Genomic DNA, 18,828 nt, shown 5'->3' on the forward strand with positions numbered 1-18,828 from the left:
TTTTCAAAAAAAATAAAACCTTTATTTTTTTGCTCGTAAAACTAAAAAAGTGGCACATCGCAAAAAGTTCAGTTCTGAAATTAGTTGAACTTAAGATTGTATTGTGCTATATTAATAGTTGTGCTTAAAGTAATAACTTTAAGGCTTATAAACGATGTTCCGCTGTCACCTTAAGAGAGATAAGAGCATTGGTTTGGAAGGAGTGAAGTAGGATGCAAAACCTAATTGAAGACATCACAAAAGATCAACTTCGCACAGATCATCCTGATTTTCGCCCGGGTGACACTGTAAAAGTTCATGTTAAAGTTGTAGAAGGAACACGTGAACGTATTCAGGTATTCGAAGGTGTTGTAATCAAACGCCAAAATGGTGGAATTAGCCAAACATTTACAGTAAGAAAGATTTCTTACGGTGTAGGTGTTGAACGTACTTTCCCAGTACATTCCCCTCGTATTGATAAAATCGAAGTAAGTCGCCGTGGAATTGTACGTCGTGCAAAACTATACTATCTACGTAATCTACGCGGTAAAGCAGCACGTATTAAAGAACGTCGCTAAACTGCTTAGACTGGATAAAGATGTGATTGGAAAGGAGCTTGGCAATTATGCACAAGCTCCTTTTTGTTTTAATCGATAAATAAATGTGGAATGATTAGGTACAGTTAGTTTAAAATAAGCTATAAGGAATGTTAATGGAATATAAACGGTTGTCGGAGGAAAATTCATGGAAAAACGAAAAAAGAAAAAGAGTGAATGGTTTGATTGGGTTAAGGCAATATTAATTGCCTTTGGACTGGCGTTTATTGTAAGAATGTTCTTTTTTGCACCAATAGTTGTGGATGGTCCATCGATGTTGCCGACTTTACATGATGGGGATCAAATGATTGTCAACAAATTTACTTACCGAATAAACGAACCCGACCGTTTTGATATTATCGTTTTTCATGCATCAATACAAAAGGATTTTATTAAGCGAGTTATTGGGCTACCAGGTGAACATGTTGAAGTAATAGAAAACGTGTTATATATTGATGGTAAAGAAATAGAAGAACCATTTTTAGAGGGAAAAGATGGTTTGTACCAAGCGGTTACAAATGATTTCACGCTTGAGAGTCTGCCTGGAGAATATGAAACCATACCTGAAGGACATGTGCTTGTTTTGGGTGACAATCGAGGAAATTCAACAGACAGTCGCATGATAGGCGTCATTTCAATGGATCAAATTGTGGGAAAAACAAGTTTAGTTTATTGGCCTTTAGATCGTATGCAAATGATAGGAGAGTAGATTTAAAATGACAATACAGTGGTTTCCTGGACATATGGCGAAGGCAAGGCGGGAAGTAGAAGAAAAACTAAAATTAGTAGATTTTGTCATGGAATTAGTCGATGCACGAGCACCACTATCATCACAAAATCCCATGTTGCAACAAGTTTTGCAGAACAAATCAAAAATGATTATCTTAATGAAAAGGGATTTGGCCGATAGTCAGGAAACAGAAAAGTGGACTTCCTATTTTAAAGAAAAAGATATTATGGCAATTGCAATTAATGTAAATGATAAGGCTGATATCAAACGGGTTATTCAATTTGCAAAAGAACTGGGACAGGTAAAGATGGATAAACGAATTAAAAAAGGAATTCAACCTCGTCCTGCAAGAGCAATGATTGTTGGTATTCCAAATGTTGGTAAGTCCTCCCTAATTAATCGACTTGCGAGTAAGAAAATTGCTAAAACAGGTGACAGACCTGGTGTAACAAAACAGCAGCTTTGGATTAAAGTAAAAAAGGATTTTGAACTGCTTGATACACCAGGTATATTATGGCCGAAATTCGAGGATGAACTAGTAGGCTACCGTTTAGCAGCAATTGGTACAATTAAGGATCAATTACTTTCACTTCAGGATATTGTTGCTTTTGTTATTAAATATATGCAGGAACACTATCCTAACTTAATTGAAGAGCGATATAATATATCTCGTGATATGGATGATATGTGGCAAATATTTGAAGATATCGGAAAGCAAAGAGGTGCACTTGAAAGTGGTGGAAGTGTTAGCTTTGATAAAGTTTCAGATATTGTTATACGTGACTTGCGTACAGGAAAGCTAGGTAATATTACGCTGGAATCAGCCCAGGATTAAATGGCATTTATCTTAGGATAGATGTCATCTTTTTTTCTGTTAACATAATTGTTGCAGAAGCCGATATAAGATAGAGAGACAGGGTGTATAATGAAAAAAAAATCAATTATTGATCTAAAACAATTATTTAAAGCTGGAGAAATGAGTGAAGAATTAATTTTAAAATTGAAATTGGATGAACGAAAAGGAGTTCAACAGCTAATAAAAGTCTATGAAAGGCAAAAGTTAAAGGAATCAGCACTGGAAAAACAATTTGCTAATATGTGTATTTATGAAGAAAAGAGTTATCAGAATGGTGGGCAGTATGTAGCTGGTATTGACGAAGCGGGCAGAGGTCCACTGGCAGGTCCTGTTGTTGCTGCAGCAGTTATTTTACCAAAAGACTTTAAATTGCTTGGATTAAATGATTCGAAACAGATAAATGAAGCAACACGTAATAAATTTTATACAATTATCAAGGAAAAAGCAGTTAGCTATGGGATATCAATTATTAGTAATCAAAAAATAGATGAAATTAATATATTTGAAGCAACAAAATTAGCGATGCATGAAGCCATCAATCAATTGCAGATAAAACCGGATCATGTATTGATTGACGCAGTCGATCTTAAAGGCTTACCCTGTACATCAGAAGCCATTACAAAAGGCGATGCAAAAAGTATTTCCATTGCTGCTGCAAGTATTTTGGCAAAGGTTACACGGGATAATTTGATGAAGGATTTACATAAAGAATATCCGGTATATGATTTCGCATCAAATATGGGATATGGAACAAAACGTCATATGGATAATTTACTGGAATATGGCGCTTCACCATACCATAGAAACTCATTTGCACCAGTTCGAAGTTTAGTTAATCATTAAATTGGAGGGTGGTTCTGCATGAGTATACATAATGTAACTGGTGAACGATTAGCTAAGATTATAAAATCACAGCAATCACTTCGAGAGGGTCAGATTATTCAAGGCAAAATCCTGAATATTTATCCGGATAATAAAGCGCAATTACAGCTTGGCACACAAAAAATGGTTGCTCAATTAGAAGCTTCCTTAATGGTTGGTGAGAAATACCATTTTCAGGTACAAACAACAGATGATGTTATTCATTTAAAGGTATTAGGAGATAGAATAAAAAGTCAGGCAAATGCAATCAATCTCATGAAACAGCTTGGCTTGGGGACATCGAGAATAAATACCGCATTTATTCAAACACTCTTAAATGAAAAAATACCATTTGATAAAAATCAATTGGCTAAAGCTCTACCGCTGTTGTCTGATAATGTAAAAAGTACAAGTCAAACACAGCAAATTTTAAAAGAAATGATACGAAGAAAACTTCCGATGAATGACTCAGTATTTCAAGCTTTATTGATAAAGAATTCACATACTTTATCTTCACAAATGAAAGGGTTACTGGGTCAATTAAAATCCGATATGAACTATTCACAATTAGTGGAACGTCTAAGCCTAATGATTGAACGCCCATTGACTGCCAGGCCAGCCATTTTAAATGAAATTATTACAGAGACAGCTAGTAATAATCAACAATTTTTCAATACTTTAAAAGCAACCGGAACCATAGACCCGTCAATTGATTTCAATTCATGGAGATCACAATGGGAGCCAATTCAAGCACTTATGAAGCAAAATGGAAATGTAACTAATGAACAGTTTTCCGGGATTAAATTGCCAATCCAGCTAAATGAAATGAAGATCGTTCAGGCGTTAGAACAAATGATTAATAATAAGTCCGGGTTATTTAATCAAACACAGGAAATCATCCAATTATATGACAATAAAATTAATCAGGCCGCAATAAATAATCTCGGATTAACAGAGCAAGATTTCACAAAATTAAAACAACAGATTTCACAAACTTTAATACCACTTTTAACAACTGAACAGCAGGTACGAATGACAGGTCTTTTGGAAAATCATCCACCTAAATTGCAGCAACTCTTAGCTTTAGTAAAAATATTAAATTCAGAACAGGTTTATACAAAGGCAGATAATTTTGTGAAATTATTAAATCAAGATAAAATGTTCATGCTATCGAATCCAAAAGAACAACTTCTATCACAGATTAGACAAACACTGCTTTTCACAGGTCTGTCCTATGAGAGCCAGCTAGTTAATAATAATTTGCAGCAGGAAATTACACCTGTAAAGGCGATGCTTTTGCAGTTAATACAGCAAAGTAAAGGGATAACACATGAACGTTCCCAGCAGCTTTTACATTTTATTAATGGCATGCAGATACAATCCGTAAATGAAACCAATAATTTTATTCAGGCAAATTTACAAATACCTGGGGATAAGCTTGGTTTGAGCAATGATTTTGAACTGCAATTTGAAGGCGGGAAGATGGAGAATGGAGAAATTAATCCTGATTATTGCCGGATTTTATTTTATTTGGATCTTGCACATTTAAATAAAACCGTTATAAACATGAAGATACAAAAAAGGTCGGTAGCGGTAACGATATTCAATGATCAGGAAAATATGAGAGAGAAATCACTAAGTTTACAGCCCATGTTAAAGAAAGGGTTGGAACAATTAAATTATCACCTGTCAACCGTTTCATTTAAACCGTTAAAGCAAACTGAAAATCAAAAAATAAATCAACTTGTAAAATCTGCCAATCCATCCTATAAAGGAGTTGATTACCTGATATGAGTGAGATCAGAAAAAAAGCTGCAGCACTTCGTTACGATCAAACGAAAGAAGGTGCTCCAGTCATTGCTGCAGCAGGAAAAGGACTATTAGCAGATAATATACTAGAAAAAGCGAAGGAAAATAATGTACCGATTCTTGAGGATTCCTCTCTAGTAGAGTTATTGGCTGAATTAAATATCAATGAAACGATTCCGGAAGAATTATATCAGGCCGTTGCGGAAGTTTTTGCATTTATTTATCGTACGGATCAGCAAATAGGAAAGGCTTAAAAATAGGTTCTTTTTCGTAAATTTTGGCACTAAACTTCGTTCGCCTTACCAAAATACTGGGAATGCGTACTACTCGCCCCATCAAGAACCATTGTCAAAGGCGCCTTCATGACTAACATCTTGTTAGCCCGAGGAGGATGTACCCGCTAAAAAGCAACGATCCCCAGTGGAAAACAACCAAGCACATATGGCGCAATATATATATTTTGTAATAAAAAGACAATCTTTTAGAAAACATATCATACAAAAGCGACCATCTTTTGGCGACAAATTTCGCTTATTCTTGTGAAATTTGTTGTTTTTTAATACAATGGAAATGCAGTTGAATTTTGATGGGAGGATTAAGGATGAATATTCATGAATATCAAGGAAAAGATATTTTGCGAAGCTATGGCGTAAATGTTCCGGCAGGCTATGTTGCATACACAGTAGATGAAGCTGTCGAAGCTGCAGAAAAACTGGGAAGCTCAGTTACCGTAGTTAAAGCACAAATCCATGCTGGTGGAAGAGGTAAAGCCGGTGGGGTAAAAATCGCAAAAAATCTAGAAGAAGTGCGTACATACGCTGATGAAATTCTTGGGAAAACTTTAGTAACACATCAAACAGGCCCTGAAGGTAAGGTGGTAAAACGTTTACTTATTGAAGAGGGTTGTGATATCAAGAAAGAATATTATGTTGGAGTAGTTTTAGATCGTGCAACTTCCCGTGTTGTTATGATGGCATCAGAAGAAGGCGGTACAGAAATTGAAGAGGTAGCTGAAGCAACACCTGAAAAAATATTTAAAGAAGTAATTGATCCGGTTGTTGGACTTTCAGGTTATCAAGCTCGAAGACTAGCATTTAATATAAATATTCCAAATGAATTAATCGGCAAAGCCGTTAAATTCATGTCAAGTCTATATACTGCATTTGTTGAAAAAGACTGCTCCATTGCAGAAATTAATCCACTTGTAACTACTGGTGATGGTGAAGTTTTGGCACTTGACGCAAAATTAAATTTTGACGATAATGGATTATTCCGTCAAAAGGATATACAGGAACTTAGGGATTTAGATGAAGAAGACGAAAAAGAAATCGAAGCATCTAAATACGACTTAAGCTATATTTCATTAAATGGAAATATTGGTTGTATGGTAAATGGTGCCGGACTTGCAATGTCTACAATGGATATTATTAAGCATTATGGCGGCGATCCCGCAAACTTCCTTGATGTTGGGGGCGGTGCAACTGCTGAAAAAGTAACGGAGGCATTTAAAATTATTTTGTCCGATTCCAATGTAAAAGGAATCTTTGTAAACATTTTTGGTGGAATTATGAAATGTGATGTGATCGCTGAAGGTGTAGTGGAAGCAACGAAACAAGTTGGCCTTGAAATTCCGCTTGTTGTGCGTTTAGAAGGTACAAATGTTGACTTAGGTAAGAATATTCTAAACGAGTCAGGGTTAAATATTACATCAGCTGATTCGATGGCAGATGGCGCAGAAAAAATCGTTTCCATGGTCAAATAATAGTTTAAAGTGTAGGCTTACCGTATAGCGAGGTATGGACTGGACTTAGCCGAATGGGATAAAGAAAACACGGAGGGCCTGCAGGATGTAGGTCAGTTCAGTGTTGCGACAAAAATTTTCGGGGGAGACGAGTAAGCGCAGTCCCTGGACGTTGTGATTTTACCTGAACTTCCCCTGGCAGGTTCGTACTTGACTTATCGTAAAGAGGGGAAAGAACTACATTAGTCGCTGGTAGCTGGAACTGGATAAAAGATTATGTAGAAAGGACGGACAAAAATGAGTGTATATATTAATAAAGATACAAAAGTAATTGTTCAAGGAATTACTGGTGGTACTGCTAAATTCCATACAAAACAAATGCTTGAATATGGTACAAAAATCGTTGGTGGCGTAACGCCGAAAAAGGGCGGTACAGAAGTAGAGGGTGTTCCTGTATTTAATACAGTACAAGAAGCTGTTGAACAAACAGGTGCAACTGCATCTGTAATCTATGTACCAGCTCCATTTGCTGCAGATGCAATTATCGAAGCAGTTGATGCAAATTTAGATATTGCCATTTGTATTACAGAGCATATTCCTGTGTTGGATATGGTAAAAGTAAAACGTTATATGGAAGGCAAGAAAACTCGTTTAGTCGGACCAAACTGTCCTGGTGTCATTACTGCAGATGAAAGTAAAATTGGAATTATGCCGGGATACATTCACAAAAAAGGACATATCGGAGTTGTTTCACGCTCAGGTACATTAACATATGAAGCTGTTCATCAATTGTCTGAAGCAGGTTATGGTCAAACTACTGCAGTAGGTATTGGTGGCGACCCTGTTAATGGAACTAACTTTATTGATGTATTATCAGCATTTAATGAAGATTCAGAAACAGAAGCGGTTATTATGATTGGTGAAATTGGTGGGACAGCGGAAGAGGAAGCAGCTGAATGGGTAAAGGCAAATATGACGAAGCCCGTAGTCGGTTTCATCGGTGGTGCAACAGCTCCTCCAGGAAAACGTATGGGACATGCTGGTGCGATTATTTCCGGTGGTAAAGGTACTGCTGCAGAGAAAATCCGCGTGATGAACGAATGTGGTATCCAAGTTGCTGAAACACCGGCAGTTATGGGTGAAACTATGATTAAAGTTTTAGAAGAAAATGGCTTAAAAGAAAAATGTAAAACGCATTAAACTTAAAATTGGAACCTGAAAGCTTAAGATACTTTTAGGTTCCAACTATATAAAAAGGACGTGATTACACTGAGATCTACAAGAGATCGATTAATTCATTTACATCGATGCCGTGGTATTACTCGACGAATACTTCGAAAAATCATCCATCATGACCCTACATTAAATAATATTTACCTTTTGTCTTCCACACAAATCAGCCAACAATATTTACTATCTTCTAAGAATGCAACATTACTTTTTTCAGATCTCCATAGCGAAACCATCAAACAGCAAATTATAAAAGATATTGCAAGATATACCGTCATCACTATAGTTGACGAATTCTATCCACCTGTGTTAAAAACAATTAAAGATCCACCATTAGTATTATATACGTTAGGAAATAATTCTTTATTAACCTATTCACCTGTGATAAGTGTGATCGGAACAAGAAATCCTTCAAATGAAGCAAATGGAAAAATAGACCTATTCGTGAAGCCATTAATATTAACGGATTGGTTAATTGTAAGCGGGATGGCTAAGGGAATTGATAGCTATTCACATATAGCGGCACTAGAAAATATGGGTAAAACGATTGCAGTGTTAGGTGGTGGTTTTCATCATATTTATCCAAAACAAAATACATCATTGTTTAAACATATTGCGGAAAAAGGATTAGTAATATCTGAATACCCTCCAGATACACCTCCTAAAAGATATCATTTTCCTGAAAGAAACCGAATTATAAGTGGTTTGAGTTTTGGAACACTTGTCATTGAAGCAACTGAAAAAAGTGGTACATTAATTACTGTTGATCAAGCACTTGATCAAGGTAGAGAAGTATATGCAGTACCAGGTTCCCCCTTGAGTCCTCAAACAAAAGGATGCCACAAGATGATCCAGGATGGAGCTAAACTGGTTCATGATGTGCATGACATCCTAGAAGATTGGGAAAGCATAGGAGTGAATTTGTTCAATATGTCAAAGTAAGGGAAACACTTCACTTTTTAAAAAATATTTCACAGTATGTTTGACAAATGTATAGTATATATTTAATATTAGTGAAGATTTCTAAATTTATTATGCTAACACCTCATTATAGGAGGAATTCCATGTCAGATTATCTAGTAATTGTAGAATCACCGGCAAAAGCGAAAACAATTGAACGTTATTTAGGAAAGAAATATAAAGTGAAAGCATCCATGGGGCATGTGAGAGACCTGCCCAAAAGTCAAATGGGTGTTGATACTGATGCAAACTATAAATTGAAATATATTACAATCCGTGGAAAAGGTGACGTTTTAAAAGAACTCAGATCGGCAGCAAAAAAGGCAAAAAAAGTATATCTTGCTGCCGACCCCGACAGAGAAGGAGAGGCAATTGCTTGGCATTTAGCGTATATATTGAATATCGATGAGAACTCCAAATGCCGTGTTGTATTTAATGAAATTACTAAAGATGCAATTAAGGAATCGTTTAAAAATCCACGATCCATTGATACTGATCTGGTTGATGCCCAACAGGCTAGAAGAGTTCTAGATCGTCTGGTAGGCTACAACATCAGTCCATTGCTTTGGAAAAAGGTAAAAAAAGGATTGAGTGCTGGAAGGGTTCAGTCTGTTGCATTGAAAATGATTATCGACAGAGAGAAGGAAATTGAAGAATTCAAACCGGAAGAATACTGGTCAATTGAAGCTGATTTTCAAAAGGACAAAGAATTGTTCGAAGGTACATTTTTCGGAATCAATGGCAAAAAACAAGCACTAAAAACAGAAGATGATGTGAAAGAAATATTAAATAAGATGAAAGAAAAGAGTTTCACTGTTGATAAGGTCAATAAAAAGGAAAGAGAAAGAAATCCCTCAAAGCCTTTTATCACTTCATCCCTTCAGCAGGAAGCAGCACGGAAGCTAAACTTCCGTGCCAGAAAGACCATGATGGTTGCCCAGCAATTATATGAAGGTATTGATCTAGGTAAAAAAGCTGGTGGGATCACCGGGTTAATCACCTATATGCGTACAGATTCCACACGTATTTCAGAGACAGCTAAAGAGGAAGCAAAAGGATATATTGAAGAGAAATATGGCAAGGAATATCTGCGTGCCAGCAAAGTCAGCAAGACAAAGAAAGGAACACAGGATGCACATGAGGCTATTCGCCCAACAGCTGTACTCAGAGATCCGAAGACACTGAAGAATATACTATCAAGAGATCAACTGAGATTATACAAATTGATCTGGGAACGTTTTTTAGCCAGTCAAATGGCTCCTGCAGTCATGGATACAATGACTGTTCATTTGCTGAATAATGATGTGGAATTTAAGGCAACAGGTTCCAAAGTTAAATTCAAAGGTTTCATGAAGGTATATGTAGAAGGAACAGACGATAATAAAAAGGTCGAGAATAAGCTTCTTCCGGAATTAATCGAAGGGATGAAAGTAGAAGCCAAAGAGATCGCTCCTAGTCAGCACTTTACTCAGCCTCCTCCAAGATATACGGAAGCACGACTGGTTCGGACAATGGAGGAATTAGGGATAGGACGTCCATCCACATACGCTCCTACAATTGATACCATCCAGCGAAGAAACTATGTAAGCATCGATAATAAACGTTTTATTCCGACAGAGCTTGGAACCATTGTTAATGACTTAGTGGAAGAATTTTTCCCGAAAATTATTGATGTTGATTTTACTGTGAAAATGGAAGATGATCTGGATTCAATTGAAGAAGGAAAAAGAGAATGGATAAAAATTATTGATGATTTTTATCAGGACTTCGAAAAGCGTCTGGAATTAGCGGAAAAGGAAATGGAAAAAGTAGAAATCAAGGATGAACCTGCTGGTGAGACCTGCGAAAATTGTGGTCATGAGATGGTTTACAAAATGGGGCGCTACGGTAAATTCCTTGCTTGTTCAAACTTCCCTGAATGCAGAAATACAAAGCCGATATTAAAAGAAATCGGTGTGAAATGTCCAAAATGTAAAGACGGTAATGTGGTCGAAAGAAAATCCAAAAAAAGAAGGACATTTTATGGCTGTGATCGTTATCCGGATTGTGATTTCATTTCATGGGATAAGCCAATAGCGAGACCATGTCCAAAGTGTGAATCATTACTTGTAGAAAAGAAAAGCAAGAAAGAAACGCAAATACAATGTACAAATTGTGACTACAAAGAAAATACACAAAATTAAGAAATAAAAGTTAGATATGGCTAGATAATTTAATTCTCATAAAATCTATAATTACCTATACAATCATAAAACTGCTTGTTCCTCGGAATGAACAGTTTTATTTTCGGTATATTTAAACCCTGACATTGTACCGTCCACTTCGATTTATGATAAGTTTTAACTATCAAAAAAAAGGGGAAACCTCTATACAAGGAGGTTTTCAATATGATTAAACGAAAAAAATATTTCGTAACGGTTGATACAAATAATATTCGTGAGATGTCTATCCCAGATAGTGGAATTGAATATGAAATTATCGCAAGTCAAAATGAAATAGAAGAAATTGAACAGTTATTTTATCAAAAAAGACAAAAATGCTAAAAAGGAAGTACAATATTTAGCGAAGCCATTTGATGAATGGGGAGCAGATAGTGAAAGAGAAGGCTATGACAATCATTTAATAGACATATACCGTAAGATCTATGAATTAGGTACTGTGGAAACAAAAGGAAAAATTAAAGAAATAGGGTTATTTGATTAAAAAGATGTCAATAACAGTAATAACCTTAATTTCATAAAGTTTATATCGTATCAAATATTCTAAACCAAACGAATTGTTTATTGTTGACTATTTATTTTGAAAAGGATATAATTACGCATTGGTAAGGTTATTTACTTGACACCTTCTTAAAGCATGAAAAAACATGGATAATAATACAACGGTTAACTGATTTATGCTATAATATTTCTGAGGTCAATTCAGAATTTTGTTACAATTGTGTTAAATTTGTTGCATATCAATTTTTTATATGGTATGATTTATTTTGTTGTTTATTGGGGTGGAAAATTGAAAAATTTCACTTTTGAATGCAATGCATTCATCGAGTATTTACAAATTGAGAAAAACGCATCCCCATATACTGTAAAATATTATCTGAATGATCTGGAAACTTTCTTTTCTTTTTTAACAAGTGAAGGAATCGATCAATTGAATAATGTAGATCAGCGTATGGTTCGCACATTTTTAACCAGTCTTTATAATAGACAATTAGGAAGAAGATCTGTTTCTAGAAAAATCTCTACATTAAAAAGCTTTTATAGGTTTCTGGAGCGTGAAAATATTACTCCAATAAATCCGTTTATGCATGTAACTTTACCAAAAACAAAAAAGTCAATTCCAGGTTTTTTATATATGGAAGAGTTAGAGAAATTATTTGAAGTAAATGATGGTACGGATTCATTGGGGCAACGCAATCAAGCAATTCTTGAGACTCTATATGGTACAGGTATAAGGGTTAGTGAGTGTGTAGGTTTACAAATGGATGATATAGACTTTTCAATTGGGACAATATTTGTAAGAGGTAAAGGAAATAAGGAACGATATGTACCTTTCGGGAGCTTTGCAGAAGTCGCCTTGAAACGTTACATAAATGAAGGCAGAAGTCAGCTTTTAAAGAAAACTAAAAACGATTCTGATTTTGTTTTTTTAAATGCTCGTGGTACTCCCTTAACTGGAAGAGGGGTAAGGATGATACTTAATAAAATAGTGGAAAAAGCTGCGTTGACCATTCATGTACATCCACATAAGCTTCGTCATACCTTTGCTACACATATGTTGAATGAAGGTGCTGATTTGCGCAGCGTACAAGAGTTACTTGGACATGAAAATTTATCATCTACACAAATTTATACCCACGTAACAAAGGATCATTTGCGAAAAGTATATATGAACAGCCATCCTAGAGCAAATAAATAATATTAAACCTGAAGAGGTGATTTGAATTGTCAACGGAAATGCATGCTACTACTATTTTTGCAATAATGCATAATGGGCAATGTGCGATGAGTGGTGACGGTCAAGTGACACTAGGAAATGCAGTTGTTATGAAACATAAGGCAAAAAAAGTACGTACCTTATATAATGGACAAATTTTGGCAGGCTTTGCAGGTTCTGTTGCAGATGCATTTACATTATTTGAGAAGTTTGAAGGAAAGCTTGAGACCTTTAACGGTAATTTAGCAAGGGCAGCTGTTGAACTGGCGCAAGAATGGCGTAGTGACAAAGTATTGCGCAAGCTAGAGGCAATGCTTATTGTGTTGAATAAAGAAAATATGTTTTTAGTTTCTGGAACAGGTGAGGTTATTGAACCAGATGATGGAATATTGGCAATAGGCTCTGGTGGGAATTATGCCTTAAGTGCAGGTAGAGCACTTGTTAAACATTCCAGTCAATTATCAGCAAAAGAAATTGCACAATCAGCCCTTGAGATCGCCGGAGAAATATGTGTTTATACGAATGACCAGATTACTTTAGAGGTACTTAACTAATAGAACGTGTTCAAAAAGGAGGATAAAAAGGATCGAGAAGTTTGAGGCAGCGTAGTTTTGAGCAACGGAGCGTATACTATTGATACGTGCGTAGCGGAAAAGCAAGCTAACGAAGAAATCCGATGTGTCATTTTTACCGGACTTTTTTGAACATCAACTAATAAGGAGGCCATTTGAAAGCATGGGAATAGATTACACTCCAAAACAAATTGTGGGTCAATTAGATAAATATATTATTGGACAGCAAAATGCAAAAAAGTCTGTTGCGATTGCATTGAGAAATCGTTACAGGCGAATGCAACTTGATGAATCAATCAAAGATGAAATTGTTCCTAAAAATATTTTAATGATTGGGCCAACTGGGGTAGGTAAAACTGAAATTGCGAGAAGGTTGGCAAAGCTTGTGGGAGCTCCTTTCATAAAAGTGGAAGCAACTAAATTTACAGAAGTAGGATATGTTGGCCGTGATGTTGAATCAATGGTTCGTGATCTTGTAGAGATGTCTATGCGAATGGTTAAAGAAGAAAAAATGGATGAAGTAAAAGGAAAAGCAGAAGTGGAAGCGAATAAGCAACTTATTAATCTGTTAGTACCTCAAGCTACTAAAAAAGAATCAACAATGAAGAATCCATTTGAAATGCTTTTTTCCGGTCAGATAAATAGTGACGATGAATCCGGTGGTGAAAAAGAAAAAGCTAAAGATGAAGAAATAAGAAATAAGCGTAAACGTGTGGAGCACAAGCTCGCACTCGGTGAACTAGAAGATCATCTGGTGACAGTTGAAATTGATGAACTCCCCCCATCCATGTTTGACATGCTGCAAGGTTCGGGTATGGAACAAATGGGAATGAACATGCAGGATGCTCTTGGGCAGTTTATGCCGAAAAAGAAAAAGAGGAGAAAGCTCCCCGTTTCCGAGGCAAGAAAAGTGTTAACACAGCAAGAGGCCGGGAAACTTGTTGATATGGAAGAAGCAGCACAAGAAGCAATCGCTCGAGCGGAACAATCTGGTATCATTTTTGTTGATGAAATTGATAAAGTGGCAGGTAAGCAGGATAGTTCTGCAAATGTATCCAGAGAAGGTGTCCAGCGCGATATACTCCCTATTGTAGAAGGTTCAACAGTTGTTACAAAACACGGTCCGGTAAAAACAGATCATATGCTGTTTATCGCAGCGGGGGCATTTCATATGTCAAAGCCATCTGATCTGATTCCGGAATTACAAGGGAGATTTCCAATACGAGTTGAATTGGAAAAATTGACAACTGAAGATTTTAAACGAATATTAAGTGAACCTTCAAATGCTTTATTAAAACAATACAAGGCAATGTTACAAACAGAAGGTATAAATGTTGATTTTACAGACGAAGCTATTACAAGGCTTGCAGAAATTGCATTTAAGGTAAATCAAGAGACTGACAACATAGGAGCAAGAAGGCTGCATACGATTTTGGAGAAGCTATTGGAGGATTTATCCTTTGAAGCGCCGGATATTAATATGGATAAAATCGAAATTACTCCCGCCTATGTTGATGAAAAACTAAGTTCAATTGCAAAAAATAAAGATTTAAGTCAATTTATATTATAATTTTAACTAAAAAAGGAGAATCATTATGGAACTATTAGATCGCGCAAGAAAAATTAATGCAATGTTGCAAAAAGCTACAGGAAAATCGGTGAATTTCAATGATATGTCTGCATCATTACGAGATGTAATCACCGGGAATGTATACATTGTAAGCAGAAGAGGAAAATTATTAGGTTTTGCAATTAACCAAGAAATTGAAAATGAGAGAATGAAAGGAATGCTTGAGGAAAGACAATTTCCAGAAGAGTATATTCAAGGATTATCTAATATTTTTGAAACCACAGCAAACCTTGATATCGATAGCAAACATACCGTATTTCCTGTTGAAAACCGCGAATTATTTAAAAATGGTTTGACAACAATTGTCCCGATTATCGGTGGAGGAGAACGTCTGGGAACACTTGTCTTAGGCAGACTTACAGAAAGCTTTAATGACGATGATTTATTACTTGCTGAGTATGGTGCTACAGTAGTTGGTATGGAAATTTTGCATGAGAAAACAGAAGAAATAGAAATGGAAGCAAGAAGTAAAGCAGTGGTTCAAATGGCGATCAGTTCCCTCTCATACAGTGAATTAGAAGCAATTGATCATATTTTTGAAGAGTTAAATGGAAACGAAGGACTACTTGTAGCAAGTAAAATAGCTGATAGAGTTGGTATAACTAGATCGGTAATTGTAAATGCACTTAGAAAGCTTGAAAGTGCAGGGGTAATTGAATCTCGTTCACTCGGAATGAAAGGAACCTATATTAAAGTTCTAAATGATAAATTCCTAGTAGAGCTTGAAAAGTTACGTTCAAGATAATATTAAGAACATTAAAAAAAACCAGGGAAACCTGGTTTTTTTTAATGTATAAAATTCATAGTACTTTATATACAGAAAGGAATTACTAAAAATGAATTTTTGGGTTATTTTTTGACATAAAAACAGTAAATCACACATCTTTTTCAATTTTGATAACTAATATTTCCATATAAAGACATTTTGATATATAATTTTACCTAGGAAAATATAACTATTATTTTTTCATTTCGATGAAAATGTCGAAATATAATAGACTTTAGATGTGAGATAATCTACAATGTTCGTAGAAGCCATAAATTTTATAACTGTTGTTATTAAAGTTTAATAGGAGGAATTTAATTGGAATTATTCAGTGGGACAATTCGTACATTAGAAGATTCGCTTCATTATGCTTCGGCAAAAAATCGAGCAATTTCTACTAATATTTCAAATGTCGATACACCGAACTATAAAGCTAAAGATGTCGTGTTTAAGAACGTTTTAAATGATGCAATTTCAAGTTCAATAGAATCAAAACAAACAAACGAAAGACATTTGCCATTTAATAGTACGACACACTCGTCTTTTCAGGTTATTGAGAAGAATAACACAATGTATAATCATAATGGCAATAATGTGGATGTTGATAAGGAAATGACTGATCTAGCGAAGAACCAAATTTATTATCAAGCATTAGTTGACCGGATCAATGGGAAATTCAGCAGTCTTCAACGTGTTATTCGAGGAGGAAATTAGGTATGTCACTATTTAATGCTATTAATTCAAGTGCCAGTGCACTGACAGCTCAGCGACTCAGAATGGATATTGTTTCTGCCAATATTGCTAATGCACAAACAACAAGGGCCACTGTAAATGAAAATGGAGAGTATGAACCTTATCGCAGAAAAATGGTAGTGATGGAGCCACAGAATCAGAGTTTTAAATCATTTTTACATAAAGCAGCGAATCGTAATGGATCGTCAGGTGTTAAAGTAACAGAAATTGTAGAGGACGAAGAACCTTTTAAGCTTATATTTAATCCGACTCATCCGGATGCTAATGAAGCAGGTTATGTTCAATTACCGAATGTAGATCCATTGAAAGAGATGGTGGATATGATGAGTGCTACCAGATCCTATGAAGCAAATATCACATCATTAAACGCTAGTAAAAGTATGCTTTTGAAAGCGTTGGAGATTGGGAAATAGAATAGATGGGAGCAATTAAATAATGAATAATTTACTACTTAATTCCATACCTCAGACTACTTTACCCGTTTCTGAGGTTTCAAAACACGCAATTTCACCAGGCGAGGCACAGGCGAATTTTGCCAACGTTTTAAAAACAGCCATCGAAGGTGTGAACAACGCACAAATTGCATCAGATAAAAAGACGCAGAACTTAGCGAATGGCAGTATTGATGATTTGCATGATGTAATGATTACTGCTCAAAAAGCTAGTATTACATTAGAAACTACGGTGCAAATACAACGTAAAGCAATTGATGCCTACAACGAAATTATGCGCATGCAGGTGTAATTTTAACAAAAATAGATTTAAAAACATGCTTAATAAAGGCATTTTATTTTTTGCGCTTTGGTGGGGGAATATATGAAAGAAAAAATGACAAAATGGAAAGAAACGAGTACAGCTTTTTGGTCAAGTCGTTCAAAAAGTCAAAAAGGGATATTTATTGGATCTATTCTAATTCCGATTTTTTTAGTTGTTGGAATAGCTCTATTTACTTTCAATTCAAAGCTTGTTCCATTATATAATAATTTATCTTTACAGGAAGTTGGTCAAATAAAAACGGAATTAGATGCAAGAGGAATTCCTTATGAACTAGAAGATGGCGGTAAAACAATTACTGTACCAGAAGAACAAGTGGACACCCTGCTGGTTGACCTTGCGGGGCAAGGGATTCCAAACAGTGGAAACATTGATTATTCATTTTTTAGTGAAAATACTTCATGGGGAATAACGGATAATGAATTTAACATTATGAAGCTTGATGCCATGCAGACAGAGCTTGCTAACCTAATTCGTAGTATTGATGGAATTGAAAATGCCAAAGTGATGATTAATATCCCTGAAGAACCTGTATTTGTGAGTGATTCTACTGAGCAGGCAAGTGCCTCCATTGTGATCAATACACAGCCGGGTTACCAATTTCAAGGCAATCAAATTGACTCCCTATACCATTTGGTTTCAAAAGCTGTACCTGATTTGCCACAAGACAACATTGTGATTATGAATCAGTACTTTGAATATTATGATCGTAATTCACAAACAGCTTTTGGTACTCAGGAAGCACATACATATCAGCAAACAGTTAAAAAAGATATCGAACGTGATATCCAAAGAAGACTTCAACAAATGCTAGGAGCTATGGTAGGTGGAGAAAATGTCATTGTTTCTGTTACAGCAGATATAGACTTCACCCAAGAAAATCGTACAGAAGAGCTTGTGGAACCTGTAGATCTTGAAAATATGGAAGGACTGCCGGTAAGCATTGAAACCATTCAGGAAACCTATTTAGGAAATCCTCCTGTTGGTGGGGAGATTGGGACTGGTGATGGTGATGTTGCAAATTACCCAGCTGAGGAAGGTGGAGATAACGGTGAATATGAATTAGCCAAAGAAACAATTAACAATGAATTTAATCGTATTCAGAAAAACATTGTAGAAAGTCCATACAAAGTCCGTGACTTGGGTATTCAAGTTGCTGTTGACAGCGTGGTAAATTCAGAAGATAATGAGCTGCAATATTTAACACAAGCGGATGAAAATACGGTAGAGGCAGGCATTTCTTCTATATTGGGATCAATTATTGGTACTTCCATTGATAAAGAATATGGAGAAGTAATACCAGAAGAAAAATTCTCTATTGTGTTTCAGGAATTTAATAGTGATCGATCAGTTCCACAGCCAATATCTTCAATCATTCCTATGTGGCTGTATATTGCAGGAGCAGTATTACTATTAATTATTATTATATTAATTGTTCTACTAATCCGGAATAAAAAAGAGGAAGAGGAAGTTATGGAAGAAGTGGTTACTGCTGGACCGAGTGTAGAAGTACCAGAAATCCCTGAAAATCAGGATTCCGAAGCGGTTATTCGCAGAAAACAACTGGAGAAAATAGCGAAGGATAAGCCGGAAGAGTTTGCGAAATTGTTAAGAAGTTGGATCGGGGAAGAGTAG

At 35.7% G+C, this 18,828-nt stretch carries 20 protein-coding genes; all 20 read left to right on the plus strand.

What is annotated here, in order from left to right; translation table 11 throughout:
- Positions 1-212 precede the first annotated feature (212 nt).
- The 20 genes from rplS to fliF all read left to right on the plus strand — a co-directional run bounded on the left by rplS (position 213) and on the right by fliF (position 18,828).
- Complete coding sequence (gene rplS, locus AC6HVZ_RS08305) at positions 213-557, plus strand: 50S ribosomal protein L19 (RefSeq protein ID WP_497557682.1); 345 nt, start codon at positions 213-215, stop codon at positions 555-557.
- A 166-nt stretch (positions 558-723) separates the two neighbouring features.
- Positions 724-1,284: a signal peptidase I gene (gene lepB, locus AC6HVZ_RS08310; protein WP_497557683.1), complete on the plus strand. Its 561-nt coding sequence runs from the start codon at positions 724-726 to the stop codon at positions 1,282-1,284.
- Positions 1,285-1,291: 7 nt separating this feature from the next.
- Complete coding sequence (ylqF, locus tag AC6HVZ_RS08315; RefSeq protein WP_497557684.1) at positions 1,292-2,140, plus strand: ribosome biogenesis GTPase YlqF; 849 nt, start codon at positions 1,292-1,294, stop codon at positions 2,138-2,140.
- Positions 2,141-2,230: 90 nt separating this feature from the next.
- The gene (gene rnhB, locus AC6HVZ_RS08320) at positions 2,231-3,004 is read left to right on the plus strand and encodes a ribonuclease HII (protein ID WP_497557685.1); all 774 of its coding nucleotides are present in this window, start codon (positions 2,231-2,233) and stop codon (positions 3,002-3,004) included.
- A gap of 18 nt (positions 3,005-3,022) precedes the next feature.
- Positions 3,023-4,816 (plus strand): TP0910 N-terminal domain-containing protein, encoded by a 1,794-nt coding sequence (locus tag AC6HVZ_RS08325; RefSeq protein ID WP_497557686.1) that lies wholly within the window; start codon positions 3,023-3,025, stop codon positions 4,814-4,816.
- Positions 4,813-5,085, plus strand: a complete 273-nt coding sequence (locus tag AC6HVZ_RS08330; RefSeq protein ID WP_497557687.1) for an EscU/YscU/HrcU family type III secretion system export apparatus switch protein — start codon at positions 4,813-4,815, stop codon at positions 5,083-5,085. Before AC6HVZ_RS08325 ends, AC6HVZ_RS08330 begins: the two co-directional genes overlap by 4 nt.
- Before the next feature lie 347 nt (positions 5,086-5,432).
- Positions 5,433-6,593, plus strand: a complete 1,161-nt coding sequence (sucC, locus tag AC6HVZ_RS08335; protein ID WP_497557688.1) for an ADP-forming succinate--CoA ligase subunit beta — start codon at positions 5,433-5,435, stop codon at positions 6,591-6,593.
- A 276-nt stretch (positions 6,594-6,869) separates the two neighbouring features.
- Complete coding sequence (sucD, locus tag AC6HVZ_RS08340; RefSeq protein WP_497557689.1) at positions 6,870-7,772, plus strand: succinate--CoA ligase subunit alpha; 903 nt, start codon at positions 6,870-6,872, stop codon at positions 7,770-7,772.
- A gap of 60 nt (positions 7,773-7,832) precedes the next feature.
- Entirely contained in the window at positions 7,833-8,744 is a 912-nt protein-coding gene (dprA, locus tag AC6HVZ_RS08345) for a DNA-processing protein DprA (RefSeq protein ID WP_497557690.1), read from the plus strand.
- Positions 8,745-8,866: 122 nt separating this feature from the next.
- Entirely contained in the window at positions 8,867-10,945 is a 2,079-nt protein-coding gene (topA, locus tag AC6HVZ_RS08350; protein ID WP_497557691.1) for a type I DNA topoisomerase, read from the plus strand.
- 204 nt (positions 10,946-11,149) lie between these two features.
- On the plus strand, positions 11,150-11,305 hold the full coding sequence (locus tag AC6HVZ_RS08355; RefSeq protein ID WP_497557692.1) for a hypothetical protein: 156 nt from the start codon (positions 11,150-11,152) through the stop codon (positions 11,303-11,305).
- Positions 11,268-11,465 (plus strand): hypothetical protein, encoded by a 198-nt coding sequence (locus AC6HVZ_RS08360; RefSeq protein WP_497557693.1) that lies wholly within the window; start codon positions 11,268-11,270, stop codon positions 11,463-11,465. The genes AC6HVZ_RS08355 and AC6HVZ_RS08360 overlap by 38 nt, the downstream gene beginning before the upstream one ends.
- A 273-nt stretch (positions 11,466-11,738) precedes the next feature.
- Positions 11,739-12,680 (plus strand): tyrosine recombinase XerC, encoded by a 942-nt coding sequence (gene xerC / locus AC6HVZ_RS08365; protein ID WP_497557794.1) that lies wholly within the window; start codon positions 11,739-11,741, stop codon positions 12,678-12,680.
- A 26-nt stretch (positions 12,681-12,706) separates the two neighbouring features.
- On the plus strand, positions 12,707-13,252 hold the full coding sequence (hslV, locus tag AC6HVZ_RS08370) for an ATP-dependent protease subunit HslV (protein WP_497557694.1): 546 nt from the start codon (positions 12,707-12,709) through the stop codon (positions 13,250-13,252).
- A gap of 181 nt (positions 13,253-13,433) precedes the next feature.
- The gene (hslU, locus tag AC6HVZ_RS08375) at positions 13,434-14,840 is read left to right on the plus strand and encodes an ATP-dependent protease ATPase subunit HslU (RefSeq protein WP_497557695.1); all 1,407 of its coding nucleotides are present in this window, start codon (positions 13,434-13,436) and stop codon (positions 14,838-14,840) included.
- Between the two features lie 25 nt (positions 14,841-14,865).
- Positions 14,866-15,645, plus strand: coding sequence for a GTP-sensing pleiotropic transcriptional regulator CodY (codY, locus tag AC6HVZ_RS08380; RefSeq protein WP_497557696.1), 780 nt, complete (start codon positions 14,866-14,868; stop codon positions 15,643-15,645).
- Positions 15,646-15,984: 339 nt separating this feature from the next.
- A complete protein-coding gene (flgB, locus tag AC6HVZ_RS08385; protein ID WP_497557697.1) occupies positions 15,985-16,380 on the plus strand; it encodes a flagellar basal body rod protein FlgB in 396 nt (131 codons plus the stop codon).
- Between the two features lie 2 nt (positions 16,381-16,382).
- Positions 16,383-16,832, plus strand: a complete 450-nt coding sequence (flgC, locus tag AC6HVZ_RS08390; protein WP_497557698.1) for a flagellar basal body rod protein FlgC — start codon at positions 16,383-16,385, stop codon at positions 16,830-16,832.
- Between the two features lie 22 nt (positions 16,833-16,854).
- Positions 16,855-17,163 (plus strand): flagellar hook-basal body complex protein FliE, encoded by a 309-nt coding sequence (gene fliE, locus AC6HVZ_RS08395; protein WP_497557699.1) that lies wholly within the window; start codon positions 16,855-16,857, stop codon positions 17,161-17,163.
- Between the two features lie 72 nt (positions 17,164-17,235).
- Positions 17,236-18,828, plus strand: coding sequence for a flagellar basal-body MS-ring/collar protein FliF (fliF, locus tag AC6HVZ_RS08400; RefSeq protein WP_497557700.1), 1,593 nt, complete (start codon positions 17,236-17,238; stop codon positions 18,826-18,828).

The sequence above is a fragment of the Oceanobacillus sp. NCCP-135 genome, from assembly GCF_059698015.1.